Origin of the sequence: Polaribacter sp. SA4-12, from assembly GCF_002163675.1 — a bacterium.
GTDB lineage: Bacteria > Bacteroidota > Bacteroidia > Flavobacteriales > Flavobacteriaceae > Polaribacter.
On sequence record NZ_CP019334.1, the window covers coordinates 1,187,173 to 1,205,339 of the forward strand.

Consider the following 18,167-nt stretch of genomic DNA (forward strand, 5'->3'; position numbering starts at 1 on the left):
CGATGAAAAAGATCTATTTATTTCCAATTTTAGCAATACTCTTTTTTACTAGTTGTGAAAAAGTAATAGATATTGATGTTCCTTCAATTGAACCTAAACTAATTATAGACGCTTCTTTTGAAGTATTGTTTGATGAAAACCCAGTAGTTACAAATACAATTGTAAAACTAAGTTTGTCTGCAGATTATTTTGAAGAAACGATACCAACTGTTTCTAATGCAACAGTTTTTTTAACAAACTTATCGAACGATAAAACTATTAACTTCTCTGAATCTAGCATTTTAGGCAATTATAAACCTAGTTTTGATCCAAACCTTACTTCAGAATTTTTACCAGAAGATAATATTGAATATGAATTAACTGTAATTTATAATAATGAAACCTATAAAGGAAAAGCGACAAAAGTAAAAGGAACAAAAATAAATAGTATTATTCAAGGAGATGACACTTTATTTTCTGGTGATGAAATAGAATTAGAGGTTATATTTACTGATGATGGTTCTCTAGAAAATTATTACTTGTTTGATTTTAATAATCAGCAATTTGTATCTATAGAAGATCGCTATTTTAATGGTTCTGTATATCCTTTTTCCTTTTATTTAGATAGAGAAGAAGTAACTTTACCTTCTACTAGAACTGTAAGACTTTATGGTATAACTAAAGAATATTTTACTTATTTTAGAATATTACAAAATCAAAGTGGACAAAATTCTGGTGGACCTTTTCAAGCTGTACCTTCATCTTTATTAGGTAATATGATAAATACAACCAATGAAGATAATTTTCCTTTAGGATATTTTCATATTTCTGAAACGGACACTTTAACAATAGAATTAGTGGAAAAAAACTAAAATATCTTTATAAATTAACCTTTGCGTTAGGGATTGAAACGGCATCCTTTTTTTATTTTTCATAAAAAAAGATATAGTGTAAAGCCCGTTAAAACGCCCAAAAGATAATTGCAATTATAACATAGAATTCTGTATTTTTGAAAGATGACTTTTATAAAAACTACAGAGCAAGATTCTAAATACAATCATCTAGAAAAGATGTCTGTATCTGAGCTATTAAGCAACATAAATAACGAAGACAAAACAGTGCCTTTAGCTGTAGAAAAATCTTTACCTCAAATTGAAGCTTTAACCGAACAAATTGTAAATAAATTACAAAACGGAGGAAGACTTTTCTATTTAGGTGCTGGTACTTCTGGTAGATTAGGTGTTGTGGATGCTTCTGAATGTCCGCCAACTTTTGGTGTTCCTCATGAATTAGTTGTAGGTATTATTGCTGGTGGAGATATAGCAATTAGAAAAGCGGTTGAATTTGCAGAAGATTCTACAAATCAAGGTTGGTTAGATTTACAAGAACACAACATTACAGATAAAGATGTTGTTGTTGGTATTGCTGCTTCTGGTACAACTCCTTATGTGATTTCTGCATTAGAAAAATGTAATGAAAATGGTATTATTACAGGTTGTATTGCGTGTAATAAAAACAGTCCGTTAGCACAAGTTTCTAAATATCCAATAGAAGTTATTGTTGGTCCAGAATTTGTTACAGGAAGCTCTAGAATGAAGGCAGGAACTGCACAGAAATTAGTTTTAAACATGCTTTCTACTGCTACAATGATTCAGTTAGGAAAAATAAAAGGGAATAAAATGGTTGATATGCAGCTTTCTAACAATAAGTTGGTAGAAAGAGGGCAAAAAATGTTAGCTAAAGAATTAAATATCGACTTAGCTGAAGCAAGTGAATTGTTAGTTCAGTTTGGAAACGTTAGAAATGCAATTAAAAATTATCAGAAATGAGTACTAATCTAGATTTATTAGGAAAAGGATTAAAGTACTTAGGTCTTTTAGTTTTTCTTTTTTTTGCTTCACCAATAACTCTTACTATGGGGTTTAAGGCTTTAAAGAAGTTTGAAAATACTCCTAAAGAATATATCTCTTATATTCTTTTATCGGTTGCAGTTTTTTTAATAATCTTCACTATTTATTTCGCTTTTAAAACCTTTCAAATATTACTAAAAGCACTTTTTAATAATTAATGAGAATGCAAAATTCTGATGGAATCATTATCATACTATCATATCCTGATACAATTGTAAGACCTGCATATTGGGAACCTTCAAGTAAAATTTGGCCACTAATTGGTATTGGAGGTAAACATGCTGTACAAGCTGGTCATGCTGCATTATTATTGATAAAAAAAGAGCAATCTGAAATTAATTATTTCGATTTTGGAAGATATATTACTACTTATGGAAATGGTCGGGTTCGCTGTAAAGAAACAGATCCTGATGTTTCTATATCGATAAAAGCTAAGTTTGAAGATGGGAAACTAATCAACTTAAAAGAAATTTTACTTTGGATAGAAAATCACCCAGAAAAAACACATGGTGATGGTAGATTAGTTGCAAGCATGCATGATGAAATCGATTTTGAGAAAGCGAACGATTTTATCCATCAACTAATCGATGAAAAAGAAATTCCTTATGGAGCTTTTATAAAACTAGGAACTAATTGTGCAAGGTTTGTTACAGATACCATTATTGCTTCTTCAGTAAATAAAAAGATTGGTAAACAATTAAAAAAATCAAATTTTTTAACGCCTAGTCCTATTGGAAATGTAATTAAGGGAACTACAAACAATAACATACATATAATTCACAATCAATCTTTTAATCACTATAAAAATAGATCTATAGTTAAAGAATATAAAGCTTCTTTTTTAAAAAAATTTGTAGGTGGACCTAACTTAATTGGAACAGAATTGCCTAATAAAAAAGTTTTCGAATTAGAAAACGGAACTTGGTTAGGTGGAATTGGAAGTGGAGCTTGGTTTAAAATTGAAGAACAAATTGAAACAGAAACTTATAAAATTTCAAGATATAATCCTGAAGGAGTAAAAGATTTTGAAGCAAATTTTGTAATCGATAAAACATGCTTTAATCATCAAAAAGAACATCAATTTCTTCATCCTACAAATTGTAGAGAAGCTATCGTTAATCAAAATAACAAGGTGTACACTTTACAAATAGATTAGCGGTAATCCTTCTTAATTTTTCTGTAAATTAATTTTTGGAGTCGTTGGATTAAAACCAAAAGCTGCATCTGGTAACTCAATACCTAATTGATAAACAAGATAACCTATACTTGCATAATGATGAATTGCATGACTTTGTGCTTGCATTAATGCAGATCCAATTGTGTAGGTAGCAATTTCATTACCTAAACCCATATCATCAGAAACTTTAATTACAGTATTAAAATCTTCCTTTTCTATTGTTTTAAGTTGATGAATTATTGATTCAAAATATTCGATTCCTACATTCGTTTGTTGTTCTGCACATTCATTTCTTTCTCTTACAGAAAAATCTACAAAATTATTTTCTAATCCTTTAAATATACAAGAAAAAACATCTAAAACGTGACGCATATGACAACCTATACTCGAATTATATGGCGCAACAGAAGCGTCTGAATATTGTTCATCAGAAATAGAACTTAATAAACTTATTCCTCTTTCTAGGTTTTTCTCAATAGCATCAATCATAAAAAATATTTCTTTTTTTGTCGTTAAAAACGGTTACAATTTACGAGTTATTTCTCTTTTTTATGAATTATTTGAAGAAAATATAAGCAACTAAAAAACAAGGTTTTAAAAACGAATAATTCAATAATTCAAACAAAAACATATCAACTAAATACTTTTCTGGCACAGTCTTTGAAATTATACTAATCAAATACGGAAGCCGAAAAGTAAATTAGAGTAGGCAAAACCCTAAAACCATACATTATGAAAAAAGGTATACTTATAATATTAGGAATGTTCATGATGGTTTCAACTGTTGAAGCCAATCAAGGCAAAAAATCACCAAACAGAATTGGGTTTAATTACTCTTACGAAAACTCTGTGAATTTTGAAGAACGAGGAATTGAATTCTTTATTTTCACAAACGGTGAATTTGATTTTAATACAAATTTTAATAACACATATTACGACTACAATGGTAATCGTACTACAAGAGAAAGAGGAATAAATATTGATAGAGATTACAAAGGTAGAATTGCACGAATAGGAAACTCATTTGTAAACTATGATAGATATGGAAATGTAACCAGAATTGGAAACGTTTTTATGAGATATTATAGAGGTAAATTAACAGATGTTGGTAATTTAAAAGTTAGATATGATCATTGGGGAAATCCTACTTTTTACGGAAATGTAAAAAACAATTATTACAATTATAATGGTTTTAGAATTAATTTAAACATTGGAGATATCTTTAGTTATAATGATGCATATTTCCATAGAAATGACTTTAGAACAAACTATAGAAGAATTAGAGAAGATAAGAACTACTATTACTACAGAGCAAACCCTAATGCTAAAATTGGTAAAAGAAGTAAAACTTTAAGAAGAAGAAAACCGGCTTCAACAACTTTAAAGAGTAATGCAAATACAAGACGAAATAATACTACTTATAGAAGACCATCTTCTGTAAATACAACGAGAAACAATACAACAACAAAAAGAAGTACAAATACTTCTTATAGAAAACCTTCTAATGTAAGCACGAAAAGAGTTGCAACACCAACAAAAAGAAGTGCTAATACTTCTAATAGGACTAGATCTTCTGTGACTAAGAGAAGTGTTACACCTGTAAAAAGAAACACTACGAGTACTAATAGAAAATCGAATTCCGTTAAAAGAAATGTAGAAAATACAACAAAAAATAAAACTGTAAGAAGTAGAAGAAATTAAAAAAACAGGTATTTATACGTGATTTTAATTCAGGGTAGTTTTCTAAATTTGTTATAAAATTATTTGAACAGAAAATTATCTAATTAAGAAGTTAATTGTGATAGAAAAAGTAGAAGTTAAAAGCCTCATTTCTTTATGGAAATGAGGCTTTTTAATTACTAAAATTATACTTTTTATTATTTATTAAATGTATAGCTAACACCAAACATTACCATACTTGTTGTCATTTCATAGCCAACTTTTGATCCTGGAATAATTCCAAGTGGGTTTGTAGCAGCATTCCAAGGTCCATCAGGTTGCCCATCTTGATTAAAATCTTGGTCTGGAGTTGGATTTAACAAGGTACCTTCAGTTTTCCCATCACTCGTACCATAATGATAAACACCATTCAACATTAAACTATCAGTTAATGGGTAGCTAAAACCAAATTGAAAAGCATTCGCTATAATGGCTGTTGCAGGAATTGAGAAAAATGCCAATTCATCATCAATAGGATTGCTACTATATGTATAACCAACTCTTAAAGGTAACTTTTCGATTCCTTTGTATTGAAGTCCTACAGAAAGTATGTTAATATTTTTCCATCCAAAACCTTTTACAGCTCCTGTAGGAAAACCAGCAGTAGGACCTTCTTCAGCAATAACCCAACCTTTTTCTGAAAAACCATCAGTGTTTTCATAATCAACCATTCTATAATCAATTGCAAAATCGAAATCTGCTTTTGAGTACCCTAAACCAAATGATAATATTGCTGGGTAATCCATATTAAAAGCTGTTTCAGGTGCTTCTGATCCATCTAAATAAGTATTATTAAATTCTAAATCCCCAAATGATTGTCCTGTTTTATAAGATGCTCCTAACTTAATTCCTCCTGGTGAATTATAAAACATACCAAATTGTGCTCCAAAACCTAAAGCAGATGCTTTATCAGTAGTTGGATATCCAAGTGTTTGACTTGGGGCTGAAATTGGACTCGGTGCTAATTCTAAAGCTCCATAATTAATTGTTGGCTGCACACCAATTGATAGATTATCAGTAATCTCATAAGCCCAAGTGAAACCAACTTGTAACAACATGTAATCAGACTCTAAATGACCAAAACCTCCTGCCATTTGAGGAAAACTAATTGGATTTACTGGTATTGTTTGATCAAAATTTGGGTTTCCATTTCCCATACGATCTTGAGGGTAATTAGAATTTTCTGGAAATGTAACTCCAAAACCACTAATTCCAAATGCTGAAACTCCAAAAGTATGCTTACTATCTTCTTTTCCCCAAACCATAGCAAAGGCTGGCATAGGAGAAACACCTCTATCATCTTCAGTTACACCTGACATAGTACCATATGTAGAACTTAATTCCGGAGAAGAGAAGAAAGCTCCAATATTAAAATCTATTATTTTATTGTCAAATGTAGATATTGCTGCAGGATTCCATTGTAGCGCTCCAGAAATATCTAATGGTTGTGCAGTTGCTGCTCCACCCATTGACATATTTACTGCTCCAACACCTTGCATAACATGGCCTGCTTGTCCGTAAACTAATGCTGATAGCATTAGAAACGCAAGTTTTAAAAAATTTTTATTCATAATTTTAAGATTAAATTAGTACTCTCTAAATTGTAAATTAAACAATTAATTAAAAGTATATATAACCACTTATTTCAACTATGACTATTGTCATAAAAAGCAGTACTAACTCAATAAAAAAAATGTAATTATCAGATTAATTTTCTATATTTTTTTTTCACTTCTAATTTACACAAAACCCTTCCAACATTTTCAGCCTTTATTTTAGTGATTTTTTTAATTTTAGATTTACATCTTTTTAAACCACTACAGTCTTTTTTTAAATGATAGGTTTTACTTGACTTCGTAGTACAAATAAAAGCCTCTTTTTCTTTGGTTTGAAAAGCGGTTAGTAAAAATATAACTAATAGTACTGATAGTAATTTTTTCATATTACTTAATTTTTACAACCATTTTTATCACAAGTAATTTTATTATTAGAACTAACCCAATGGTTTGAGTGTTCTGTTGTATCAAAACCACAACCTGTAGTTCCTCCTCTTTGTCCTTTATGAACTTCTTGTGTTGGTGTATGTTTTACTGCCATAATAACTATAAGTTTTAATTAATATCTATTCAAAAGTAAAAGCTCTAAAAAACAAAACCTTACGGTTTCACGTAAGACTTAAAGTTTATTACTCTTTTTAACTCCATTTTATTTATGCTGATAACAATAACCATTCGCTATTTGGGTAAAATGTTTGCATCTTGTTCCTTTTTGGGCAATGCCTTTACATCTAACCGATTTAGATTCTTCTACAGCTTTGTTCGTAGAATTATACATTTTATCCACATCTTTAAAAACTTATGGTTTACAAATTTTACACGGAGTTAAATTATATTTAGAAATATCAATGCTTCCTAATAATTTATTTGAAACATTTTCTACCATTCTAAAAGAAGATAAGTGATATTTTTTATTCTAAAATTGAACCGTCTTCAGAAACTTTATTTTCTGACTCCGTTTTTCTTTTAAATCTTTATTTTTATTTAAAGATTTATCACTATCTATAAATTGATTATAATCAGTTTTAGTTTTATACTTCAAAACTAAACCATTAAAACAAAAATAATACGGGTTTCTGTAGTTTAAATAATTTATGATAAATAATGTTTTAAATAAGTCCGAAATCTTTAGCAATAGCAACCAAATGCGCAGGATTATTGGCATTAAAATGTTCTTTTAAAAATTTTAATCTTTTTTCTACAGCACTAACACTAGAAGGTGTTATTCCTTTTTCTTTCAACTTTTCACTGATAGCTTCCTGCAAAAGACCTTCTGATAATTTTGTGATTAAAAAAATATCAGAATCTGTAATTTCAATCGCTTTTTGTGGATGAATTGCATTCTTTAAATCAGGCGAAATATAAAATTTATTTGAAGTAGCAACTAAATGAATTGCTTCTTTTAACTCTTTTAATCCGTTTCTACCTTTCCAAACATACCCTTGAATTTTTAAATTCTTATATAAATTTTGAATTCGATACGGTTTGTCTTCCACAGAAAAAACAATAATTTTTAAATCAGGAAATTCTGTTCTTATTTTTTCTATAAGTTCATCACCAGATTTTAATTGCTGTGGTGTTCCATCATTTTCAAAAGATAAGTCAGAAATAATTAAATGATAAGGTTCCCCTTTTAGAAAAGCATTTTTAATTTTTAAAAAAGCTTCATCACAATAAGAAATAGATTCTACTTCTTCTATATGAAGCTCATCTAAAGCAGTTTTAATTCCGTTTTTATTAACATCTAAATCTTCAACAACTAAAATTTTCTCAAACATGCTTAATTTTTAAAATGTATACTGACTCTTAAACCTCTGTTAGGTTTATTTTCAAAATTAACTGTTCCATTAATCATTTTTATACGGGTTTCCATATTTTTAAGTCCGTTTTTTAAAATAATTGTATTCTCTTTAAATCCTACGCCATTATCAGCATAAATTATTTCTAAATCGTTGTTTGTTTTCTTACAAGATAAAACCACTAAACTCGCTTTACTATGCTTTTTCATATTTACAAACAATTCATTGAAAATTCGATATATTACAATCTGTTTATCTTTGTTTAAGTTATTTAAATCTAAAGAAGATAAATCTTTTAAAATAATCTTACAAGCATCCGAATTATAACCTGCAACTAAGTCTCTAAAATAATTTTCAAAATCGGCACCAGTTTCTATAGAGTCATTTTCATGAGAAATTGCTCGAGTTTGCAGGTATATTTTATCTAAATCGTTAATAATTTCTTCCGTTTTAACATTAGGGTTTTGAACTTTTGTGAGTGTATTAAAAATATCATTTCCTAATTCGTCATGTAACTTTTTAGCTATTCTTGTTTCAGTATTATAGCTCTCTTGTAGAATTCTTTTTTTATGTTGTTGCTTTCTTCTGTAAATTAAAAACAAAAGACCAGATGTTAATAGAATTCCAATAATTACAATATTTTTTTTCTGATTATGTTCTTGCTCTGCAACGAGTTTATTTTCTGTAGCCTGTGATTTAAATTTTAGTTTTTGTTTTTCTTCTTCCTCATAATTGTATTTAATTTTGGCAAACTTATATTGTTGCTTTGTTTCTTCTACTCGAATACTATCTCTTAACCGAATACTTTCCTTATAATATTTTAAAGAGTTTTGAGGTTTTTCAAGTGCTAAAATTTTATCTATTGCTTCTAATAAATCTTGTGAGCTACTTTCTTTTTTTGCTACTTCATACATCTTATTTGCATAAAACAGTGATTTACTTTTATTTTTCTTATTGAAATATTCTGATAAATGACTGTAACTTGCGATTAATCCGTAATTATCTTTTTGTTTATCTTTTATTGAATTTGCTAATAATAATTCTTTTAGAACATTTACCTCAGGGTTTTGCAACCATTTTATATATGCCAAATTATCAATAATTCTAGTTTTTGTTTTTCTACTAGTAATTGTATCTTTTAGTAAATCTTCTAAAATTGAGGTTGATTCTGAATAATTACCTAATTCTCCATAAAGAATGGCAATATTATTCTTATATTTAATTATAGAACCTTTACGTTTAGAAATATTAACAGCAGATTTAAAATAAGAAATTGCATCTACATACAAAGATCTTTTTTTAGAATTAATAGCTAAACAATTATACGTTGCCGCAATAACACTTCGCTTCCTGCCTTTTAATATTTTTAAAGCTTGTACAGCAGTTGAATCACTATTTGAAAAACTTCCATAATTAGATTCAATTAAAGCTAATTGAAATAAACTCATTCCTAGTTGAATACTGTCCTTTTGATTAAAGTATAATAGTCTAGATTTATTATAAAAATAGAAAGCGCTATCTTTATTATTAAGCTTTCTTTGAAATTCAGCAATTTTATAATATGATTTTGCTTCTTGAACTTCATTGTTTTCATTCAAAGATTTTTGAAGCATTATTTTCGAAAACAATAATGCTTTACTATTTTTTTTTTGTTTACTATAAAAACTAATAGTTTTATAAATACTATCAAAAGAAATTTCATTATTATCTTTCTGGAATGAAAAAACTTTTACACTTAAAATTAAAAAAAAGAGGAATAAACTTTTAAGTTTCATTCCTCTAAAATACTATAATTATTAATTAAAATAACTTTAGTTCCCTCCTTTATTAACTAAAATTTATTCTCCATTTTCACCATCATCATCACCAACTTCTGGATCCTGTTCTTCTTCTCCTCCAGTTGCTAACGTTTCTAATTTTACAGGTTCATTTTCTAAATTTTCATCTAAATCTGTACAAGATGTAAAAACAATGTTTGCTACTAATATTGCGAATACTAAAAATACTTTTTTCATGTTACTTTCCTTTAAAAATTAAACAATAGTGTTGCCCTCCGAATTTTAGAATTCAGATTATTTGTTGTTCACAACACATTAAAATTTAAAAGAGTCGCGCGCCTCTTTTGCGGGAAGTTGTAGAATGAAATAGCGTTATAATCTTGTTTTCCCAATCAAAAAAACACTACTAGGTCATTCTGTTTTTTTAGTAATAATTCTCTTTCTTTTTTTCAGAGAACTGTTTCTACTGCAAATATCGGAAGTGATTTAAAATTAGCAATAGCCAATATTTGGACAATTTATAAACAGCCATAACTTGTCTAATTGTAGACAGTTTTAACAATGGTCTGTCTAAAATGTCTACTTTTGGACAACCAAACAACTTACTATGATTAAAGTACTTATAACTGATTTTTTTTATGAGATTGAAAAAAAGGAGCTTAAGAAAAATAAAAATGCACAAGCCACTTTTTGGGTAGAAGAACTACAAGAAGTTACATCTATTGATAAAAATTATATCAGTGTTAAAAAAGCAACCCGTTTATATAATAAGTATGTTGAGGAAAGAGAACAAGTAATTGTTAAAGAGCCAAATAAATATCTTTTAGATTTTATGTCTCTATATTTAGGTTATAAAGATTTTGAAGATTATCAAACTAAAAAAGAACCAACAAAAGAAATAATTAAAAAGGGAGTAAATATTATTACTAAAAATAATGAAAAACAATCATTTTTAAAAGAGCATAAAAAAAGGGTTGTTATTGGCTCAAGCTTAGTAACTTTTTTATTACTATTTTTTATCATTAAAAACAATACCAATAATTCTGAAACGTGTATTGTTTGGAAAGAAACTCATTTTGAAGAAAGTACTTGTAGAATAAAACATGCAATAGATAATTCTCTTTATAAGATTGATCTCAAAAATTTCAAGAAAATTAAAATAACAAAAGAAACTGCCTTTTTTAAAAATGGAAAGCCTCAAATATGGTATGGAAAATCATCTAAAAGAAAAATGGACTATTTTACACAAAGAGGAATTCATCCAGAAACTTTAAAAGAATTAGACCCAATTACAGAATACATTATCAATAAATATGTTTTCACAGAAGAAGGTGATAAAACTATTGTAAACTAAAAAAGCAGCTAATAAAATTAGCTGCTTTTTTTAAAAATAATTGTCCATTCATAAAATATGTTGACATAAAATCTACTTAATTATAAGTTCATCAAAAAAACCAAGAAAGAAGCGTACTCAACGTGATTACAATTTAGGCTTTAAGTTATCTATAGTTTCGGAGGTAGAAAGAGGTAATTATACGTATAAAAAAATCAGAAATAGTTAAAAACCGGCTATCAGTTATTTTTAATAACAAACAAAAAACGAGTTGATTTTTATCAACTCGTTTTAATCATCTTCTTATAAAGAACACTTTTACTCTAATATCTGAGCAGAATGTGCTTTTGTTTTTACTTTTAGAATAATATCTTCAATAACTCCGTGTTCATCAATTACAAAAGTTGTTCTGTGAATTCCATCATATTCTTTACCCATAAATTTCTTTGGTCCCCAAACATTAAATGCTTCAATTACAGCTTTGTCTTCATCTGCTAATAAAGGAAAAGGAAGTTCGTGTTTATTAATCCAGTTTTGTTGTCTTTTTGCAGAATCTGCACTCACACCTAAAACATCATAACCTTTTGCTAAAAAAGTTTGATAATTGTCTCTTAAATCACACGCTTCATTTGTACAACCAGGTGTACTTGCCTTTGGATAAAAGAATAACACTAACTTTTTACCAGCATAATCTGATAGTTTTATAGTATTTCCAGCATTGTCTTTTGCTTCAAATTGTGGAGCATTATCTCCTATTTTTAGTGATGTCATATTTATTGAGTTTGAAAGTTACAAAGTAGGCAAGTTACAAAGTCTTCAAATAAATCCTATTAACTTACTTAAAAAATTACTTTGCAACGTTGTATCTTTGTTACGATCAAAATTGAAAAATGAATAAACAAGAAAAAGTACAGTTTGTAATTGATACACTTGAAGAAAAATATCCAGAAATACCGATTCCTTTAGATCATAAAGATCCATATACTTTATTAATCGCTGTTTTATTGTCTGCACAATGTACTGATGTTCGTGTAAATAAAATTACGCCTTTATTGTTCGCTAAAGCGGATAATCCTTTTGATATGGTAAAAATGACGGTAGAAGAAATTAAGGAAATTATTCGTCCTTGTGGATTATCGCCAATGAAAAGTAAAGGAATTTATGGATTGTCTAAAATCTTGATTGAAAAATACAATGGCGAAGTTCCGCAATCTTTTGAAGGTTTAGAAGAATTACCTGCTGTTGGACATAAAACTGCAAGTGTTGTTATGAGTCAGGCTTTTGGAGTTCCTGCTTTTCCTGTGGATACTCATATTCATAGATTAATGTGGCGTTGGAATTTAACAAACGGTAAAAATGTTACTCAGACAGAAAAAGATGCAAAACGTTTGTTTCCTAAAGAATTATGGAACGATTTACATTTACAAATCATTTGGTATGGAAGAGAATATTCGCCTGCAAGAGGGTGGGATTTAGATAAAGATATTATTACGAGTACAATTGGTAGAAAATCTGTTTTAGAAGATTATTTTAAAACCAAGAAATAGAAACAAGTCATTAAAATAAAAACTACAAAGTAGTCTCTTACTAAAATTGAGATTACTACAGTTTATAAAAAAATAAACTTCGAAACGACAAAATTATTATCGCTAGCAAACATTTGCGTTAGGGATTGAAACGACATCCTTTTTTTTTGAAACGTCATTGCGAGGAACGAAGCAATCTCTTTTTAAAATTGAGGTTGCCACAGAAAGTAAAAAAACTTTCTTCGCAATGACAGACTAAAAAAAGATATAGTGTAAAGCCCGACCTTTTTAGGAAACGCCCAAACAAAAAAAAGCTCCAACAATGTTGAAGCTTTTTCCTCTCTTAATTCAAATTCAATTCAATGAAGTCTTCTGATTTGGTTTTAACAAAAGTTAGCGATTTTGAAAAATTAATCAAAAATTGAACTGTTTCTTTTTTGGGTTGCATCTGAATTTCAGATGACTTTCTTGAGTAAAGTTGCATCATATATCTAATTTAGTATCTTGGTTCTAAAGTAGTAACGATGTTTTTTTTACTTTATTGTTAATTTACTAAAATAATATTATGTTTTTCTATTAATTTTCTCATATTGATTAAAGCATAACGCATTCTACCTAATGCTGTGTTGATGCTAACACCAGTGTTTTCGCTTATTTCTTTGAAACTCATATCTTTATACATACGCATTACCAAAACTTCTTTTTGTTCTTCTGGCAACTCTTTTACAAGCTCTCTTACGTCATTATAAATCTGTTCTTGTATAATTTTTTTCTCAGCATTTAAGTTACCATCACCTAAAACAGAAAAAATATCGAACTCATCTGTATTTTTAAATGTTGGCATTCTATTAGACTTTCTAAAATGATCTATCACTAAATTATGAGCAATTCTCATAACCCAAGGTAAAAATTTACCTTCTTCATTATAGTTACCCTTCTTTAAAGTTTTAATTACTTTAATAAAAGTATCCTGAAAAACGTCTTCTGTTATATCTCTATCTTGTACTTTGCTGTATATAAAACTGAACAATCTTTGTTGGTGTCTTTTTATTAAAACGCCTAAAGCTGCTTCTTTTCCTTGTATATAATCACTTACTAAAGTACTGTCTGTAATTGTCTTTTTTTGCACCATAACTACTTTTCGAAGAACAAGAAGTTCTTCTAAATTAACATTAAATTAATATTCTAAAAAGTAGTTTTTTTACTATATGCGTCTAATTTTGTGATTCTTATGAAGTCCAAATATCCTTTATTTTTTTGAAAACAACAAGAATAATCTATTTTTTTTATTTTATGATTATGTTTTTACTTTATAAACAATAGTATTGATTCATTATTTATTTGTAAAAAATAGACGCCAGAAGCTAAGTTAGCTGGACAATTAATTTTTGTTATTTTTGATGAAGTGTCAAATGACACATTACTTAGAATTATACTAGTTCCTTTTACATCGATTAAACGAAATACATCACTTTCGATAGTGTTTAACACATAAAATTCCTTATTAAAAACTGGGTTTGGATATGCTATTCTTTCAGTACTTAAAGATTTATTACTATTTTTTCCTGTAAAATAGTTTACACCAAAATTAAAAGCATCTTTCCCAATGTTTTCCCCAATTATTCTACCAGGAATATCATCTGCAGGTGGATGAATACCACCCCATATTCGTGATAAACTACATTGATCTGAAGCGTCTCTATAAGTTGCCCATTGTAACTTAACATCAACACTTGGTCCATTCTCGAACACTAAAAACTCGTTTTTTATAGCTACAAATTCCCCCATCCCACCAGGAAAGAACTCATCTCCAGTAATTAGTGTTAAAACTTCTGCAGCTGCTCTTGAATAGGTTGAGTGCCCAGAAACATACCCAGCAAATGGAGGGGTAACAAAACTTGGTCTTTGGTATGGCCACCATTCCTCTGCGAGAATCCAACCTACTCCTGCTGCATCTTCTATCGGGTTTGTAATACTTTTATGTCCTTTCCAACTATATAATTTAATTTTTCCAATATGCTCACCATTATTTCCTTCTAGAGGATCATTTTCTTGAACAACTTCAATAAATCCTTCTTTTAAAGGAATTCCTTCAACATGATAATTAGATAAATTAGAATTAGAACTTTGCCCCAACTCTGCCATGTATCTTATAGCAGAAATTGGTCTTATATAATCATGCCATCCTTTTATTCCCCAAGCAGAAATTGCTGCGTCATGCATTGCTCCTCCAAGAATAAAATACGATTTAACATCCCATTCTAAAGCATTTAACCCCTCACCTTTTCCATTAAACTTCTTTTCTAATAAACTATGATCATTCACATAATTTAATAACGTAAACCAATGCCCTGGTGGAGTTTCTGAATCTGGACCATCAGCCCAAAATTCAGCCAAAACTCGAGTATAATCTCCCCTAGGAACAATTTCTTCTTCGTATGGTTTTTTTGTATAAGGGTTTAAAGTACGTCCTTTCCCAAAATCACCTCCATCTGTTTCATTATAAAATTTTGAAAAATCGTTAAAATTGTTCGGAAAATCTTTAATATTTAAATTTCCAATTGATTTTGGTGAAATATCCCATAAAACACCATCACTTGTATCTAAATGTGACCCCCAAATTGATACCAATGAAAAACCCCATTTATAATTATCATTAGAATCATTTGAACTATCAATATTTAATTGTGGTGGATCTTTTGGGTTGTGATACACAATATACTCATTATCATTTCTTAAAAACGTTTCTTTAGATTCCTCTACTAAAGCAAAAGGAGAAACTAAACCCCATTCTGGACTTAAAAATTCTGGAGTAGTTCCTTCTATTAGATTTCCACTTTGATCTATATATTCATCTAAACTTAAAGGTTGCCATCTATTAGGATTTGTTAATGACTTGTTACCTGGTATTTTAGGAGCTAACGGTTCATTTATTGGAGTATAAAATTTATTTTCATACTTTAATTCTTCATTAGAATTATCTGTAAAACCATAATTAATAATACTTTCTGCTATAAAATTACCTAAAGCAGCTGGATCTCCATTTGAATAATCTGTTGATATAAAATTTCTATCATACCCATATTCATTCATAATTAAATCAAAAAAACGCTTTGAATTATTATACTTTGGAGAGTTTTTAAACCTATGATTTAATAATCTATAAGCTGCATAACTTATTGTTTTGATCCTCGATTCTTCTATATTCTCATTAGAATTAAAACCTTCAAAATCGTTAGAATAGTTCTGTAATTTATTACCAATTAAATAGGTTTTAGCTACTTGATTATAAATAGCCCAAGAATCATAAAAAGCGATACTTGTATGAAATAAATTTCGAGCATGAACTGTTGGTCTAGCATAATCTCCTCTTATAGCTATTAGTAGTGCTTCATTCCAAATACGAGCAATTGAATTATTTTCTGACATTTTTTTAGATGAAAGAGTAACGTTTAATTCAACAATTTCACTACTACAATTCTCCCCTTTTTCAACTACTCTAATTTTACCAATATCATTAAACTCCCATTTTACGTCGATTTGAGATGTACCACGACCACTAATAATTTCTCCGCCTTCTAATTCCCATATATAACTTGAATTATCATCACCTTTATAAGAATACTTTTCTATTTTAAAATAACCACTAGTTTTTGGGCCTGTAATTTCTTTTTTTGATAAATATTCACAAGAACCATCATCTATAACAGCTTCTGGATTATAATTACAAGAATTAGGATCTGTACAACCAATAAGCTTAACAACTTTTACTTCTTCTACAATTTCAAATCCATTTCCTTCAATAAATTTAATCCGTAAATTAGAGTCAAAATTATTATAAACTTCTTCTAAACCTGAAGGCCATTTAATTGTTACTTTACTAATTTTATTTTCATTACCTAATCCGAAATTAATAGATTGCAAACTTTGAGAGAAAAAACTAACTCCACTATAGTATCGTAATAATTCTTTGTTCTCCGTGTAAACTTTAACAATAGTTCCTATTGCATCTCTATTAGATGTTGTTCCTTCAAGGTCTACTTTAAACCAATTATTAGGGTTATTAGAATTTAAACTAGTTGTTGTATTTTCATATAGGAAAGAGGTTCTATCATTATTAGTTACATACAAATCTAAATCACCATCATTATCATAATCAAACCCAACAGAGCTAACACTAATTGTTTTATCACCTAAATTAGATGCATTTGAAAAATCTGTAAAAGTATTTTCACCTTCCTGATATAAATTTTTATAATAAACATTATTCTGAATTTTCACATCTCCGTTTTGAATAGGTGCAAAATCTAAATGATATCCATTTACTATAAATAAATCCTCATCACCATCTAAATCAAAATCAGCAAACAACGTTCCCCAAGCCCATTTAGTGTTATTAATTTTTTCTTCTAATGCAGAGTCTTTAAAAGTAGAATTACCTTTATTTTCAAAAAGAATATTCTTATAAATTCCTGTAATAAAAATATCAAATTTCCCATCTAAATTATAATCTCCAACAGTCATTCCCATATCATTAATATTACTATTCAATCCAAATTTATCAGCTTCATTTACAAAACTTTTTCCTTCCTGATTTATAAGTAACATATTAGCTTGCCCATCATTAGAAAGATATAAATCCATCCATCCATCTTCATTGAAATCAAATGGTATTGTCATATATGAGTTATTACTTGAATTAACTCCAAATTGCTCTGTTACATCTGTAAATGTTCCATCTCCTTTATTTAAATAAAAATAATTTTCATTACATTCTCCCCATTCAGAAATATATAAATCTAAAAAACCATCATTATTAACATCAAACCAAGTTGAAGTAGTGTTAAAACAATTGTTCACCTTTTTTATACCAGCTTGATTCGTTTTTTCTAAAAAAGTTCCATCTCCTTCATTATGGAATAATTGAACAGAAGATGTGTAGGTTAAAAACAAATCTGGATAACCATCATTATCATAGTCTCCCCAAGAGACTCCACTTTTAGAACCATTAAACCCACTATGCGGTTTTATTTTATCATTAAAAGGTAATAAATTATATAGACCAGATTCATTAGTAACATCTTTAAAAGTACCGTTAGCATTGTTACTTAATAATCTACTATGACTTTCTTCAACACCATCTTTATCCATTTCCCGAGCAACAACAAATAAATCTAAATCACCATCATTATCATAATCAGCAACAGCTGCTCCGTTATTTTTTTCCACAAAGTCAATGTTAGCTACTCTTTCATTTTTTTTAAATGTTTGAGCGAATAATATATTAGAACAAGTTGAAAAAAATAGAATTAGTAGTACTATAAATAGTGTAGTATTATTTCTCATTATGAAATTCGTAATTTACAAGGTCTTTCAATATATAATTTTTT

The 18,167-nt window shown here is 28.5% G+C and carries 19 protein-coding genes; 8 read left to right on the top strand and 11 right to left on the bottom strand.

The features are described 5' to 3' along the window. Positions 1 to 2: 2 nt before the first annotated feature. From BTO07_RS05110 to BTO07_RS05125, 4 genes are all read left to right on the top strand, one after another. Positions 3 to 851, top strand: coding sequence for a DUF4249 family protein (locus BTO07_RS05110; protein ID WP_087520205.1), 849 nt, complete (start codon positions 3 to 5; stop codon positions 849 to 851). A 144-nt stretch (positions 852 to 995) separates the two neighbouring features. After that, positions 996 to 1,808: an N-acetylmuramic acid 6-phosphate etherase gene (gene murQ, locus BTO07_RS05115; protein ID WP_087520206.1), complete on the top strand. Its 813-nt coding sequence runs from the start codon at positions 996 to 998 to the stop codon at positions 1,806 to 1,808. After that, on the top strand, positions 1,805 to 2,047 hold the full coding sequence (locus BTO07_RS05120) for a DUF6095 family protein (RefSeq protein WP_087520207.1): 243 nt from the start codon (positions 1,805 to 1,807) through the stop codon (positions 2,045 to 2,047). The genes murQ and BTO07_RS05120 overlap by 4 nt, the downstream gene beginning before the upstream one ends. Positions 2,048 to 2,052: 5 nt before the next feature. Next, the gene (locus tag BTO07_RS05125) at positions 2,053 to 3,045 is read left to right on the top strand and encodes a DUF6695 family protein (protein WP_157663284.1); all 993 of its coding nucleotides are present in this window, start codon (positions 2,053 to 2,055) and stop codon (positions 3,043 to 3,045) included. A gap of 12 nt (positions 3,046 to 3,057) precedes the next feature. Here BTO07_RS05125 and BTO07_RS05130 read toward each other — a convergent pair whose 3' ends face one another. Continuing rightward, a complete protein-coding gene (locus tag BTO07_RS05130; protein WP_087520209.1) occupies positions 3,058 to 3,555 on the bottom strand; it encodes a DinB family protein in 498 nt (165 codons plus the stop codon). A gap of 243 nt (positions 3,556 to 3,798) precedes the next feature. Here BTO07_RS05130 and BTO07_RS05135 point away from each other — a divergent pair, with 243 nt between their 5' ends. Continuing rightward, the gene (locus BTO07_RS05135) at positions 3,799 to 4,767 is read left to right on the top strand and encodes a hypothetical protein (protein ID WP_198342513.1); all 969 of its coding nucleotides are present in this window, start codon (positions 3,799 to 3,801) and stop codon (positions 4,765 to 4,767) included. Positions 4,768 to 4,943: 176 nt separating this feature from the next. On the opposite strand, the gene BTO07_RS05140 is transcribed toward BTO07_RS05135, so the two are convergent. The 4 genes from BTO07_RS05140 to BTO07_RS17680 all read right to left on the bottom strand — a co-directional run bounded on the left by BTO07_RS05140 (position 4,944) and on the right by BTO07_RS17680 (position 7,062). Then, positions 4,944 to 6,356 carry an OmpP1/FadL family transporter gene (locus BTO07_RS05140; protein ID WP_087520210.1) on the bottom strand — a complete coding sequence of 471 codons (1,413 nt, stop codon included), beginning with the start codon at positions 6,354 to 6,356 and terminating at the stop codon, positions 4,944 to 4,946. A gap of 131 nt (positions 6,357 to 6,487) precedes the next feature. Next, positions 6,488 to 6,727, bottom strand: a complete 240-nt coding sequence (locus BTO07_RS05145; RefSeq protein ID WP_087520211.1) for a hypothetical protein — start codon at positions 6,725 to 6,727, stop codon at positions 6,488 to 6,490. A gap of 5 nt (positions 6,728 to 6,732) precedes the next feature. After that, positions 6,733 to 6,882, bottom strand: coding sequence for a hypothetical protein (locus tag BTO07_RS05150; RefSeq protein ID WP_087520212.1), 150 nt, complete (start codon positions 6,880 to 6,882; stop codon positions 6,733 to 6,735). A 108-nt stretch (positions 6,883 to 6,990) separates the two neighbouring features. Further along, positions 6,991 to 7,062 carry a hypothetical protein gene (locus BTO07_RS17680; protein ID WP_442956816.1) on the bottom strand — a complete coding sequence of 24 codons (72 nt, stop codon included), beginning with the start codon at positions 7,060 to 7,062 and terminating at the stop codon, positions 6,991 to 6,993. Here BTO07_RS17680 and BTO07_RS05155 point away from each other — a divergent pair. Then, the gene (locus BTO07_RS05155; RefSeq protein ID WP_157663285.1) at positions 7,037 to 7,246 is read left to right on the top strand and encodes a hypothetical protein; all 210 of its coding nucleotides are present in this window, start codon (positions 7,037 to 7,039) and stop codon (positions 7,244 to 7,246) included. The two genes, BTO07_RS17680 and BTO07_RS05155, sit on opposite strands and share 26 nt — an antisense overlap. A 204-nt stretch (positions 7,247 to 7,450) precedes the next feature. On the opposite strand, the gene BTO07_RS05160 is transcribed toward BTO07_RS05155, so the two are convergent. The 3 genes from BTO07_RS05160 to BTO07_RS17270 form a co-directional block, all read right to left on the bottom strand. Then, positions 7,451 to 8,119 carry a DNA-binding response regulator gene (locus BTO07_RS05160; protein ID WP_087520214.1) on the bottom strand — a complete coding sequence of 223 codons (669 nt, stop codon included), beginning with the start codon at positions 8,117 to 8,119 and terminating at the stop codon, positions 7,451 to 7,453. A gap of 2 nt (positions 8,120 to 8,121) precedes the next feature. Continuing rightward, positions 8,122 to 9,753, bottom strand: coding sequence for a sensor histidine kinase (locus tag BTO07_RS05165; RefSeq protein ID WP_157663286.1), 1,632 nt, complete (start codon positions 9,751 to 9,753; stop codon positions 8,122 to 8,124). Positions 9,754 to 9,978: 225 nt separating this feature from the next. Next, positions 9,979 to 10,155 carry a hypothetical protein gene (locus BTO07_RS17270; protein ID WP_157663287.1) on the bottom strand — a complete coding sequence of 59 codons (177 nt, stop codon included), beginning with the start codon at positions 10,153 to 10,155 and terminating at the stop codon, positions 9,979 to 9,981. A gap of 370 nt (positions 10,156 to 10,525) precedes the next feature. Between BTO07_RS17270 and BTO07_RS05170 the strand changes: the two genes are divergently transcribed. Next, a complete protein-coding gene (locus BTO07_RS05170; RefSeq protein ID WP_087520216.1) occupies positions 10,526 to 11,272 on the top strand; it encodes a hypothetical protein in 747 nt (248 codons plus the stop codon). A 297-nt stretch (positions 11,273 to 11,569) separates the two neighbouring features. On the opposite strand, the gene bcp is transcribed toward BTO07_RS05170, so the two are convergent. Next, positions 11,570 to 12,022, bottom strand: a complete 453-nt coding sequence (gene bcp / locus BTO07_RS05175; protein ID WP_087520217.1) for a thioredoxin-dependent thiol peroxidase — start codon at positions 12,020 to 12,022, stop codon at positions 11,570 to 11,572. 119 nt (positions 12,023 to 12,141) lie between these two features. Here bcp and BTO07_RS05180 point away from each other — a divergent pair, with 119 nt between their 5' ends. Continuing rightward, complete coding sequence (locus BTO07_RS05180; RefSeq protein WP_087520218.1) at positions 12,142 to 12,798, top strand: endonuclease III domain-containing protein; 657 nt, start codon at positions 12,142 to 12,144, stop codon at positions 12,796 to 12,798. 523 nt (positions 12,799 to 13,321) lie between these two features. Here BTO07_RS05180 and BTO07_RS05185 read toward each other — a convergent pair. Both BTO07_RS05185 and BTO07_RS05190 read right to left on the bottom strand, forming a co-directional pair. After that, a complete protein-coding gene (locus tag BTO07_RS05185; RefSeq protein ID WP_087520219.1) occupies positions 13,322 to 13,909 on the bottom strand; it encodes an RNA polymerase sigma factor in 588 nt (195 codons plus the stop codon). Positions 13,910 to 14,082: 173 nt separating this feature from the next. Further along, complete coding sequence (locus BTO07_RS05190) at positions 14,083 to 18,006, bottom strand: FG-GAP-like repeat-containing protein (protein ID WP_232457088.1); 3,924 nt, start codon at positions 18,004 to 18,006, stop codon at positions 14,083 to 14,085. Positions 18,007 to 18,167: the final 161 nt, after the last annotated feature.